13 protein-coding genes are annotated in these 12,430 nt (G+C 55.5%); all 13 read left to right on the top strand.

The genetic code is table 11. From position 1 onward, the window contains the following. Positions 1–134 precede the first annotated feature (134 nt). The 13 genes from BM357_RS12960 (at position 135) to BM357_RS12890 (ending at position 12,405) form a co-directional block, all read left to right on the top strand. Positions 135–635: a hypothetical protein gene (locus BM357_RS12960; RefSeq protein ID WP_139234719.1), complete on the top strand. Its 501-nt coding sequence runs from the start codon at positions 135–137 to the stop codon at positions 633–635. Between the two features lie 110 nt (positions 636–745). Then, the gene (locus tag BM357_RS12955; RefSeq protein WP_074954130.1) at positions 746–1,561 is read left to right on the top strand and encodes a type II secretion system F family protein; all 816 of its coding nucleotides are present in this window, start codon (positions 746–748) and stop codon (positions 1,559–1,561) included. A 191-nt stretch (positions 1,562–1,752) separates the two neighbouring features. After that, positions 1,753–1,974 carry a hypothetical protein gene (locus BM357_RS12950; RefSeq protein ID WP_074954127.1) on the top strand — a complete coding sequence of 74 codons (222 nt, stop codon included), beginning with the start codon at positions 1,753–1,755 and terminating at the stop codon, positions 1,972–1,974. Positions 1,975–2,001: 27 nt separating this feature from the next. Further along, a complete protein-coding gene (locus tag BM357_RS12945; RefSeq protein ID WP_139234718.1) occupies positions 2,002–2,412 on the top strand; it encodes a hypothetical protein in 411 nt (136 codons plus the stop codon). Positions 2,413–2,441: 29 nt separating this feature from the next. After that, positions 2,442–3,749 carry a hypothetical protein gene (locus BM357_RS12940; protein WP_074954121.1) on the top strand — a complete coding sequence of 436 codons (1,308 nt, stop codon included), beginning with the start codon at positions 2,442–2,444 and terminating at the stop codon, positions 3,747–3,749. Between the two features lie 34 nt (positions 3,750–3,783). Continuing rightward, positions 3,784–4,254 carry a hypothetical protein gene (locus tag BM357_RS12935; protein WP_074954119.1) on the top strand — a complete coding sequence of 157 codons (471 nt, stop codon included), beginning with the start codon at positions 3,784–3,786 and terminating at the stop codon, positions 4,252–4,254. Between the two features lie 625 nt (positions 4,255–4,879). Beyond that, positions 4,880–6,358: a ParM/StbA family protein gene (locus BM357_RS12925; protein ID WP_083430489.1), complete on the top strand. Its 1,479-nt coding sequence runs from the start codon at positions 4,880–4,882 to the stop codon at positions 6,356–6,358. Then, the gene (locus tag BM357_RS12920; protein WP_175511528.1) at positions 6,355–7,806 is read left to right on the top strand and encodes a hypothetical protein; all 1,452 of its coding nucleotides are present in this window, start codon (positions 6,355–6,357) and stop codon (positions 7,804–7,806) included. Before BM357_RS12925 ends, BM357_RS12920 begins: the two co-directional genes overlap by 4 nt. Next, positions 7,799–8,230, top strand: coding sequence for a prepilin peptidase (locus tag BM357_RS12915; RefSeq protein ID WP_074954108.1), 432 nt, complete (start codon positions 7,799–7,801; stop codon positions 8,228–8,230). The genes BM357_RS12920 and BM357_RS12915 overlap by 8 nt, the downstream gene beginning before the upstream one ends. Positions 8,231–8,651: 421 nt before the next feature. Then, positions 8,652–9,533 (top strand): hypothetical protein, encoded by an 882-nt coding sequence (locus BM357_RS12905; protein WP_074954102.1) that lies wholly within the window; start codon positions 8,652–8,654, stop codon positions 9,531–9,533. 734 nt (positions 9,534–10,267) lie between these two features. Then, a complete protein-coding gene (locus BM357_RS12900) occupies positions 10,268–10,810 on the top strand; it encodes a CHC2 zinc finger domain-containing protein (protein WP_083430488.1) in 543 nt (180 codons plus the stop codon). Between the two features lie 17 nt (positions 10,811–10,827). Beyond that, a complete protein-coding gene (locus tag BM357_RS12895) occupies positions 10,828–11,895 on the top strand; it encodes a recombination directionality factor (RefSeq protein WP_074954099.1) in 1,068 nt (355 codons plus the stop codon). Between the two features lie 24 nt (positions 11,896–11,919). Beyond that, entirely contained in the window at positions 11,920–12,405 is a 486-nt protein-coding gene (locus BM357_RS12890; RefSeq protein WP_074954097.1) for a single-stranded DNA-binding protein, read from the top strand. Positions 12,406–12,430 lie beyond the last annotated feature (25 nt).

Genomic DNA, 12,430 nt, shown 5'->3' with positions numbered 1-12,430 from the left:
CGACCGGACGAGCGCAGCACCCCTTGACGGAGCGACGAAGGTCGATATACTCCCGCGACGGAACAAAGCCATGGATGTCACACATTAGACACAAACGGTGAAATTACACCACTTGACGGGACACTACCCGCCTGTTGACGGATGTCGTTAATCCAGGCATCCACGTGCTGCATTCCGCCACCATCGAGGACGCGTGCGCAGAGATCGAACGTGAGGCCACGTCGCCACTGATACGCCGCGAGTTCCAATACATCAACGAATTGGGAAGGGCGCCTGGAAACATCAATGTTGCTAAGGCTATGATCCTTCGGGCTCAGGAATTAGGTATTCGGGAATTCGAGACCTTGGCGGTGCTCACCTATGAAGGACAGCGTTACAACGCGAGTTTGACCGAGCTCTGGAGGGACATCCGCGAGGCATTGGCTGTCAAGATTCAGACTCAAAACGCTATTTTCTCAGAGATATCCATGTACCGAATCATCGCAATTGGACTGTTCCTCGCCATTTTAGTCGTGGCCACGGTGGGGTACCGACCGCTCCACATCCATGGGGCTATGCAGTTCGGATTGGTTATAACACTGATCTCGTACTTCACCGGGGTCTCGCAAGTTGCCAAGACCACCAATCTCGAGTAAGTGTTCCCGACCCAGATTGCATCGTTTCTGCATTTTATGCCTCGAAACGTGTGGAAGCATGGTAAGAGGGATGGATTTATCAAATATCACGCCTGGAAGGAGGAGATGGCATGCGGGCCGCGGTTCTGGTTGGAGTTCTCATTTTCATTGCCGGCTTGTCGTGGCTGTGGGGGAACGAACGGCAACGGCAGCGCATGCAGCGAAAAACCCGCGAGGCATTTCAAACCCGCGGCAGGGCCAGGGACCGACCGTTTAAATCGCCCCTGGCCCGGATGCACCCCGCCTATGAACGCTGGCTGAGACAGGCGGGCTCCAAGCGCACACCCGCCACCCTGGAACGACAGCAGTGGTTGCTTGGACTTACGGCGACCGCGATTGTTCGTTTGCTCGCGGACAATTGGTATCTTGCGTTAATCCTGGGTGCCATTGCATTTGTCTACCCCGTGTTGGAGGTTCGTGCAAAAGCAAGGACTGTGGCCAAAAGTGTGGCCACGGAAATGAGACTGTTTATTCTTTTGCTCCAGGTCTATGTCAAGGCGGGCGTGAGTTACCAGCAGGCCTTGCGCCTGGTGGAAACTTATCTCCGAGGTCACTTGCGCCGTATTCTCCGAGATACACGGGCATTGATGAGTCAAATGACTTTCGAGGAGGCGATGCAGGTAGCCGCACAGCAGTCACCCAGTGAAGACCTGGAGGTGGTAGCCAAGGCGCTGATGCAAACCAAATACGGTTCGAAGATCTCCGAGAGTCTGAATCACGTGATTGAAGAGCTGAATCATCAGGAGGCCCTTCGCTTGGGATCAAAGCAGCGCCAAGCGAAGATGGGGGTATACATGAAGTTCCTGATGTTCTTTGTCACCCCGCTCATCCTGGACGTAGGGTTGTTCGTGTGGGGGATGATTCGCAATGCGGCCGTCCAACTATAGACAGCGGCGTCACGTTCGGGGATCGTTCGAAGAGATTCCAGCGAAATCTTGGTGGTTTCTGGTCTCGATCGTGACAGTGTTGTTGGTGTTGGGCCCCCCAACCATCCATGCGGTGCGGAATGCTCTGGGTTCAGAGACCAACACTGTTTCGTCGCAGTACCAAAGTCCGTAGCGAAAGGAGTTGGCCTAGTGTGCCACAGGTCAGGTTCTTCGACCGGTTGAAGTTTCGGTGCTTTCTGCGCGGCATGTCAGTCCGCGCTAGTCTGGAGGAAATCACCGGCCGCGGCTGGATTTTTGTCGCAGTGATCGTGGGAGTCATCATGGTGTTCGGACCGCAGGCGATTGCTTTGGTCAAGGACCACGTAGGATCGAGTTTGAACACCGTGTCCCAAAACTACAATTTCAACTATTGAGTTGTCGGGCATATGGACGAGGAATTCGTGACCAAGATGTGGACCTTAGGGTTCTGGTGCGTGCTGATCGTACTGGTTTTTGTGATCGGCCTGCCGTTGGCGCACGCGGTATCCGTTGTGGATACCGCGTGTTTTCAGGCTGCGCAAGTGGCTCAGACCGGATCCTCTGCTTCTGAGGTCACCGCGAAAGCCCAGCGTGTGATTCAGAGTCAACTGCCGACAGAACTGGGCGGTATGGTCCTCTTCGACGCCAACCAAAACGTGCAAGTGATGGATCTCGGCCAAGGACAACAAAGGGTATCCGTGACCTATCAGGTACCGGTGTTTGGAGCCATCACCGAGATGATAGGCTGGGCTGGTCCGACCCTTACGGTGGCAGACAGCATCACCGTAACGGTCAACAGCGCGGCAGAACAGTGGGTTCCGTACAGCCAGTAATCACCGTTTGCGAGAAGGGGGGTACGGCGATGACCACCCTCATCACCCGGCTATTTTGGATGGTCGTGTCCTTATTGGGCCTGGATGCAGTTGTGTTTTTTCTGATGTTCGAGCACACGGCCGACGTGGTGCAGGCGGCCGTGGATGCAGGATTGTCGGCAGCGGCTGTTTCAAGCGACACGGATGCAGTGAAAACCGCTGTAACACAAAACATTCAAGCGGCTTTGCCTGTTGTCGGAGGACGTTTTGACGCCAATACGGATGTCACGGTTAGAAAGGCGCAACAAGACCAAGAGGTAAACGTGACGGTCACATATCACATGCCGATTCTCGCTCCGATTCAAAGGATATTCGGTCTTGATCTCACCATGCCGATTACTCGTGGAGGCACTCAAGCCCTGGATTACCTGCATAACGGTTTGCAAGCCGTTTTAACGGATACGCCCCCGGACAAAATCGGTGTGGTGAAGACCACTCTGCAGATATCTGGTCAGAAATTGGCTATGTATATCCAAGGTTACGGATTCGGTGCTCCGCCCAATGGTGTTCCTGGGACCACAACAGGAGACTTCCTCACTTTTGAGGACACCACACAGGGGTGGCAAGCGGGATCGGATACCAGTGGACTCGCGATAACCTACGGAGACTGGAAGGATAATGAAATCACCATAACAGGCATCGAGAACTTTGGCCGAGGTACCGAGGTGATTCGGCCTGGAGACGAATGCCGGATCACCGTGAACACGGCCAACGGATCCACGACATACTATTTCGTCGCCAACCCGTCTGGAGACACTCAGTACAGTGTGACACTGGGATGGAAAAACGGAAGCGGATTGCAATACGGCTCCGCGACGGTGCCCGTTCACACCCCAGTTACGTGGACGGCCAGCAGTTCCGTTCCTGGAGATGGTACCAATGGTGTGGGCATCTACGATACCACTACGGGCCAGTATCTCATTTGGTCAGGGTCCGGGGACACCGTAACTTATCTAGTCAACAGTGGTACCCCAGGGTCTCACAGCTACGTCGCCTACTATGGTCCTCAAGGTCAAATCGATAAGGCTTTGGCAGTAAGTGACAGCCTCAGCGTCACCTGGACAGGTGGCAGCCAGGAGTTAACGGCTGTGATGTACCCAACCTCCGATGGAGGACAATACATCGACATTTTCGGACCTGATCTAACCAATTGCGTGGTGTCGGGAACCGGGCTGTCCAATCAAACACAGATTTCCGCGAACGAGGTACAAGTGCAGGCAGCCAGCGCCAACGACATTACTGGGGTGGTGAGGCTAAGTGACGGCACACTGGTTCCGTTCACAGCCGAAGCCTATTAAGCGCAGATTTCGCGGGGACCTGGAAGACACGGTGTTGTACGTCATGTTCTCCATACCAATGACGCTGCTCACCATCTGGTTTGCCGTGGACACTTTCGAGCTGATCCACACCCACAGAGTGGTGTACGCGGCCGCAAAAGCGGCTGCCGTTAGCGCGGCTACCCAAGCGCAGTACAGTGTTGTCACAGCCCCAAACGGGGTCGGTTTCGAGCCGGACGTGAACATTGAGGCTGCTACAGCCATAGCAAATCAGGTTTTCGCCGATGAAGAACAAAGAGCCGGTTTGAACAATGTCGTGCAGGTGGTTAGCGCGCAGGTCTCGTATCCATCTCCAGCTCATGCGCAATACACAGTCACGGTGTCCTATACGCCAAAGGGTATATACGCGGCTTTGAATATCTTGAGCAACTTATTTGAGCATGCTTCCTTATCAGATCAGCCCATCATCTGGACAGAGGCTCCGGTGGCAAGTATGCAGGGACAATCTGTAGACGTGGGAGGATGATTTCTTTGGACAAGCTTATCCGCTGGTTGTCATTGTTGTTCAGTGTCTATAGCCCTATCTACGATGTTATGGCTTCTTTACAGTGGTTGCTTCTACGTGGACGTGGGAAACTGGTGCTCGCGGTCGGGACGTTTATTATCACAGCCACTTGCTTGTATGCGCCTGCGTCCGTTCGGACGAGCATTCTCCTCAGTATAGCCGTTGTCATCATGATGACAATGATCTTGCAAACAATTTGGACCTGGGCCATGAATCACCGTACCCTATCCTTGCTAGTGGTCTGCCCATTGCACCCGGCATTGCGTTCTCGAATACACCGAGCTACCGGGATTGAACTGGCGGGGGATCTCTACGAGGTGCATGTATCGCCTCGAAAAGTAAAGGAACTTCTCCATGATCAAAAGGAGATCGTACGCAGGACACGACAGGATGCCGAAATAATCACCCATCAATGCCTGGCAGCCGGCCGGCCATTTGCCATAACTGGTGTGACCTACACAGACGCCTTTGGCAGGGTGGGCTATCGAGCGGTAAAACACCTGTTAAAAGAAGTGTACAATGGGGCTTTCCCTATCCGTTTCGGGCAACGCCTGTTGTACCCAGGTAAGTCGTGGTCGGTGTTTATATGGACCAATCGCGAGCTCGTGTCACGGCCGGCGTAAAACCCGCGCCGTTTTTGCATTTCTTCTCCCAACAGCTTTGCGATACTTCCCCTTGGATTCACATGTATCACAGCGTGGGAGAGGGGTGCACACCTGAAATGAAAATCGCAGTGGATTTAGGAAATCGGTATGTCAAAGCCGTGTCTGAGTCAGGGGAACGAATCTTGTTCCGTTCCGTTGTCGCAGAAGGACAGCGCCGCAGGGTGTTTTCCCTGTCAGCCAGTCCATCTAAGTCTGAAGATGTCCTGCAGGTGCGTTTTTACGATGGGGATCAGACCAGGGATATGTACGTGGGCAAGATGGCCGAGCGGTTCGGTACTCTGCCGGAATACGTGTTCGGTCGGGAACGGTTCGCAAGTGAATCGGCCGAGCTGCTCGTGTGGACGGCACTTGGATGTCTGGTTCGTGATGAGGAACCGGTAGATCTGGTGGTTGATTTTCCGTACTCTCAGTACCCCATCGTCCAAGCTGAATTTGCTGCTCGATTGCGAGGGGTACAAAAGGATCTCGAGATCGTGGACGGGCAGCGGAAACGTCTTGTCATCCGGTCGGTAACGACCTATCCGCAGAGTCTTGTGGCTGCCTATTCTCTGGCTTCTGAGTACCAGGAGTTCGCAGACGAAGATGGTTACCTTGCCGTAGTCGACATCGGCGGGGATACCACTGATGTCGTGGTGCTCGAAGTGTCCGGGACGGAGATACTGGTTCATGAAGAACTCTCCTCTACCCTCTCTCACGGCGCGAGGAATCTCACGAGCGTCATTCGACGGGTGTTTGAGGCGGAGACTGGAGAAATGCTGGATCCTGATTTGGCCGACCGGGTTTTGGAACAAGGGTCTATCTATTACGGTGACCGGGTGTGGAGTTGTGAAGAAGAAGTGACCCGGGCGAAGAAGTCCCTCGCACGAAGCATACATTCCCAGTTGGCAGACCTCTGGGGATCCAAACGAAACCGTGTGCGGGCAGTCTTTTGGATCGGAGGCGGGGCGCAGATACTCCAAGAGGCACTCGCGGGATTTCACCCCCACGAGGTTTTTGTCAAAGACGCTCAGTGGGTCAACGCAAAGGGATGTTTGCAGGCAGTTATGGGAAGCCACACGGTTGAGACTCAGGCGTCGGCAAGGCAGTCAGGGCAATCCATCAGTCAGGACGTGGGGAAGCGAGAGATGACTGCGGATGATATTCGGGTCACACCTGAGCCGCAGGGGCAAGCTCCCTCTGAAAGGTCGCAGGATCTGTCGCAAAGACCGGTCCTTGCGACGGATAAACCGGAAGCCGTATCGGCTCCTGAACCCCGTTCTGAGTCCCGAGTGGAGCACCTGCAACCCGCAACCGATTCGACATCAAGACTTCACGACGAACCTGTAGGTGTGGGAGCGGGAAGTGCACAACCCAAACGCGACATTCCGGCTCGGTTCCGAGAGGGACGTTCTGCATGGTGAGTCAGCGTCAGAAAAGAGCCGTCCTCGCGACGGCTCTTTTAGCTCTATTCGTGGGTTGGTATAAGACACCGTATATCATCGAAGATCCCATCTGGTCCAACCTCGTTGGTCAGTGGATCGTTGCTCATCACCAAATTCCTCGTCAGGATTACTGGACCTGGACCGCCTACGGACAAGCATGGACGCCACAGGAATGGGGATTCGAGGTACTGCTGTATCTGGCCAATCATTGGCTCGGGTTTCGAGGGGTCGTTGGCATGATGGCCCTGGTGTCCAGCGCCACCTGGTGGACGCTGGGGGAGCTCTTGGCACGGCGGCAAGCAGCATATCCGCGCATCATGGCATTTGTTGTGGCGGTCCTGTCCTTACCGTGGGACCAGATTCGCGCAGAAACCTTCTCATACCTGCTGTTCGCCTTATTTGTATTGCAGGTGGAACGGTTTCGGGAGACCGGGCGTTTACGAAACCTCGCCTGGCTGGTGCCTGGGATGCTTGTTTGGGCAAACCTACACGGATCCTTTGTGCTTGGCATCGGATGGGTGATATGGGTCGGCGTCAGCGAGCTCATTCCTGCCTTTGAGTGGGGCTGGATCCATCATCGGCCGCATCCGGAACGCTCCCGTCCCTTGCTGTTGACTGCCCTCGTCCTGATGCTCGTGGGATTGGCAAACCCACAGACCTGGCACTTGTACGCATTTTCCGTCTGGCTGTCGCTACAGTCTCATGTGTGGCAATACATCCTTGAATGGCAACCTCCTGTGGCGACCGAATGGTACACCGCCGCCGCCTTGGTGTTGCTTGGTATCGGGATAGTGGCGAGACTATCTGCGCTGGAGCCAGTGAGTTTTTTCAGATCCGTGTGGTTCGTGGGAACCCTTGCGATGTTCTTACATGCTGTCCGCTTCGGCTCATACTTCCTGGTCACTTTGCCATGGTTTTTGGCTCCAAAGGCATCTATCCGTCGGCTTTCGAGTTATCCCATACGATCCTGGAGCAGACCGTTGGCCATCGCGCTGGCGCTTGGAACAACGGGGCTTGTGGTACGGGAAAGTTTGTCGGTGCACGGAACCCTGCGCACAAACGCGGCACCGAAACTGTATCCAGAAGCGGTAGCTGTGGTGGAACAGCTTCATCAGCAACACCCAGATTGGCGATTGTGGAATGATTACGACCTGGGTGGAACCTTGGAGGAACTCGGTGTGCCTGTCAGTGTGGATGGGCGCACGGAGTTGTATCTCGCTGACGGGGTGATGAAAACCTTCATTGAGTCTGAGTTGGCGAAGGCCGGCACACTGCAGAAATTGCAAACCCAAGGCGTGGACTATGTATGCATCAGTGACAGTGCACCGCTGGTAGAGCTGTTGCGGGTGTCATCTGAATGGCAGAAGGTGTATGACGGCGACGACTACGACGTATTTGTGCGTAAAGAGGCGTTGAGCCATGCTTAGGGGCCTTGTCACACTGTTCGTAGGCATGACCGTCCTTCTCGTCGCCGCCGAAGAGGATCGCAGGACATACACGATTTCGCTGTGGATCGTGTTGACCGGAGTCCTTGCGGGATTCGTGTTGGGCGTGGTGTTTGAGGGCTGGCGTGGACTGTGGTTGTCGTTCGCTGGTCTTGCACTTGGACTGCTTTTGGGCACGGTCCTTTCCCTGTGCGTTCACATGGGTTGGGGGGACACCCTGTTATACGGAGTGATTGGGGCGATTTTTGGGCCTGCGGTTGTGCTGCTCGCTTTCGTAGTGACTAACGCACTCGTCCTGATTCGGTTTTTGCCGGCGGTGCGGAAGAGAAAGAAGTTGAGGGTGGCGGTCGCCCCTTACATGGTGTTAAGCACCCTGGTGGCCATGGCGTGGGCCAACGTCCTGTGAGCGAAAAGTTGCGCCATTTTTGCATCGCGGGAATGAACATGCGGCATGACAATGACCGTGTAGGTGTACCGCACGAGAGGAGGGCGGTCCAACAAGTTGGAGAGGAGCGAAGCGGAGGAACTTCGGATTTTGCGCAGGGTGGTGGCCCATAAACAGGCGAAGCTCCACAAGCGGCCTGTGGTTCGGGTGGAGTCCAGGATGAATGGTCCGATAGTGGAACATCGCGCCACGCTGGTTTTGTACGAAGTCCCGCCGCCCATGGGAGTACAGGCCAACGAGCTGGCTGAACTGGCTAACGTGGCTCTTCGCAGGGCACAGGACCATTGTTCCAGGCTCGGATACTCGAAAGTGTTGGGGGTCCGATTTAACGGGAAAGCGTGGGAAGCTAAATTTCAAATCTAAGGTGAGGGAGGAAGTTAATGTGGATGCGATTCCGGTGTATCTGAACATTACTGCGGAAGGAGCAAGAATCAACCCACAGCAATTCGACAGCGATGAACACGCCCTGATGATGTTCATGTCGTGGCGTAGCAATGACACTGTCGTGCAGGCCCTCGTCACTGGGTCCGAACGGATCAAGTATTACTTCAACAAACAAGACAACCAACAAGAGTGGCGGGAAGAAGAGGCACTCATGATTCGGTTCGGGCCGCTCATCGGGCATATCCCGCTGTCCGAATCTGGAATTGCAAACGCGAGACAGTTCCCGCGGTACTACAACCGGCTCATCGCGGTGATGCCGGACCGATTTAATCCGGGCACGGGAGAACGGCCTCTGCTGTTGTTCTCGAGACGGCGAGCACGCGAAGCTATGCAAAATGCGAACCTGCCGAAGATGTCTCCAGGCACGAATTGGACGGGTGTGATCGCCCGGCGGTTGCCTCGCGGTTACATTGTGGACGTCGGTGGATTTTCCACATGGCTGCCATTGTCCTTGGTCGATTTTGGCGTGGTTCAGCCGCGTGAGTTGGGAATCGGGGAAATGGTCACAGTCAAAATCATGCCAGAACGCTCAGGAAAGACCATTGTGGTATCCCGGAAAGACGCCATGGACAATCCGTATGACCTGCATAAAGGCAAGTACATCAACGGCAGCCACGTGGTAGGGCAGGTTCGCGTCGTGCGTGGAAGCAACGGCTACGCAGTGCTGCATGATGGTGTGAGCGTGCGTTTCCGGCGGGGCGGTGAGCGAGAAATGTTCCGGACAGGAACTTGGGTGTCGCTCCGAATCACTGGACGTAACGAGGAGGAAAAGGTTCTGCTCGGTACAGTGGAAGGCGTAATTGCTCAACCAGTAGCCTAAAGCCAGGCAACTGGTGATTAGCACCGCCAAGAGGTGGTGCTAATTTTTTGTCAAGGTCTATTGCGCGTGTAATAATCTTGAGATATGATAACGCTGTACTCAGAAGGTGTTTGAAGGCACGTAATAGCCCCTAAGCGGGTGAGTGCCGGAGTTCTGGATCCTCACTAAGTGAGCGAAGGAAAGGCGCGCCACTTTCCTGGTAACGATCCAGCAACTGTCGAGTCGGGGCGCTCTGCGAGGTCGCTTTAGTCTGTGACGCATTATCATCTTCCCATCACCACCTTGGCAATCAGGTCGATGGGATTACCCGGATACGAAGCAGCCGGTCTCACTGAACGAGACGGTATCCGGGGACAGATGTTGGATCCCCCGTTGATCATCCGAATGCGACCGGTGACGGGGCGAAGGCAGTCGCAAACATGTAGGTAGGGAATCCGCTGGACGGCGTAAGCCGAAGGCGGTTAAAGGGCAAGCGCTTCAAGCGTCTGGATTCTTGGATCAATCCAAGTGTCGAGATGCTTTTTTAGCGCTTGCCTTTTTATTTCCCGATCCCCAGCCGCGGGGAAAAATCAGTCTCCCCGGCGGCCAAGCGGGGAGAATCGGGAGAGATGCAAATGCGAAGTAATCCTCACATTGAACCCCTCACGCTTACCGACAAGTACCCCAAAACACTCTGAGAGTGCTTCTTATGCGGTATGCACAAGCCACTGCACGTGCACGAGGGGGGGATCGGCTTGGTCGGCATTGAGGAAGTTGCACAACGCAACCAGCTCGTGTTGTACAAGACGTCCCGCCCTGGCCAGTACAAGGCCCATTGCCCGGTGTGCGGAGATCAGGGCCGAGACTTTCACCTGTACGTGTCCGCAGTCAAAGACACGTTCTACTGTCACAAGTGTGGGGCAAAGGGCGGAGTGGTTGCTTTCCACGCGTGGCTTCGAGGCATTAGCTTCGAGGCTGCGAAGGCGGAACTGTACCCGCAGGACGGCCGGCCCAAGCGCCTGTTGCACCCCGCTGAGCGCCTGACCAAAGCGCAGCTGGCGGAACTCGGGTTCACCTTGAGAACGCCGCGACGGAGTGCGCCAAAGGGAGTCAACCCCATTGAATGGCATCGCCGTCGCAAGGCTGAGCTTGATTGGATCTGGCGTGAGTGGCAGGCACACGAGAAATTCAAGCGCGAGCAAACCGAACGACTGATGAGGCTGCTCGCGGAGGGAGAAAACGATGTCCAAGCTGATCATACCCACGCAGAACCTGTATGTGGGGGAGCGGTCAGCTAGGCGAAGGAGGAATTGCCGTGCCCATCAAAGGCTGGTCCGACGAGGTACGCATCCCCCGGGTTGGTAAAATCCATCTCGGGTTTCGGACGACAAACGACAAGGGTAAAGAGCATCCCAAGGCTGTTGACTACTTCGTTGTTAAGCCGGACGAATCCACGTCTGAGGCGGCGGCGAAGGCGTTCCACAGCGTATATGGAGACAAGCCGCGTGAGATCACGATCGCTTTCCCCACCAACGATCCAGAGCAGTTTTTCCCGCAGCACCTGGCTTCGTACCAGGGCGGAAGCGGGAAGTACAAGCTGTTCTGTAAGGGGGACGGCCAGATCGCGCATCGTGCAGACGGACAGGGAAATCGCGTACAGATCCCGTGTCTGTACAAGGACTGCCCCTTCTATCAGCAGAACAAGTGCAAGGAACTCGGACGGCTGCAGTTCTTCCTGCCGGACGTTCCGGGTATCGGGGTGTGGCAGATCGACACGTCGAGCTATCACACCACAGCGAACCTCAACGGCTCCATCCAGATGATTCGCGCCTTGACGGGCGGGCGGATCGCCATGATCCCGCTCCAGCTGCGGATTGTGCCGAAGGTGGTCAACCCGGACGGCATTGCAAAGACGGTTTACGTTCTGGAGCTTGCAATCCAGGACATGAAGCTGACCGACTTTCTGCGTCAAATGCCGTTGCTCAGTACGGGGACACCGCTCGTCGAGCCGATTCCGCAGGACGAGTTGCCAGAGGACCTGTACACCGACGCCAACATCGTTCGGGACACGGACGTGGCCGGCAGCGACGTGGAAACCACTGAAGGCGAGCCACAGCCGGATCCACATGTCGACGACATGAATGGCGCCGACGTGGCTGCAGTGGCAAAGGTGGAGGTCAAGCGCAACAAGTCCAACAAGGAAGTGGCCCGGGCTGAATTGGCCACGTTGGACGGGAAACTGGTGGAAGTCCTCACGGATGAGCCTAAGTTGGTCCATCAGTTGCAACGCCTCAAAGCAGGAACCGCGATCCGGTTCCGTACGGCTCCATCTGAGAAGTGGAGAAACCGCACGGAACTCGTGGATTTCGCGATTGTGTCCTGATGTGTCCTGAAAGGAGATGAGCTGGTGCTCAATCGGGTCATTCTCATCGGCCGGCTTACGGCCGACCCGGAACTCCGATACACCAACTCCGGTACAGCCGTGGCGAAGTTCACCCTGGCGGTGGACAGGCCACGCCCGAATCAGTCCGGAGAACGCGAGACGGATTTCATCAACATCGTTGTCTGGCAGAAACTCGCCGAATTGTGCGCCCAGTACCTGCACAAAGGACGTTTGGCTGCGGTGGATGGTCGATTACAGATTCGGTCGTATGAGAATCGCGATGGGCAAAAGGTGCGCGTGTCGGAAGTCATTGCCGAGTCTGTCCGGTTCTTGGACAGGGCAGACGCGAACGGCAAGACTGCGTCGGCCGCAGACACTCAGCAGAGCAAGTCTGCGCCTGGCAAACCGGCACCAACGTCCAAGCGGTTCGAGGACGATCCGTTTGCGGATGACGACCCGTTTGCGGACGACACCGTGCTAGATATCCCGGACGACGACATGCTCTTTTAACGACACCAGGAAAGGAGGGAAAGGC

The organism is Paenalicyclobacillus macrosporangiidus (assembly GCF_900116805.1).
Taxonomy (GTDB): domain Bacteria; phylum Bacillota; class Bacilli; order Alicyclobacillales; family Alicyclobacillaceae; genus Alicyclobacillus_H; species Alicyclobacillus_H macrosporangiidus.
The sequence above is the reverse complement of the archived record's forward strand: the minus strand, read 5'-3'. Positions and strand labels throughout refer to the sequence as shown.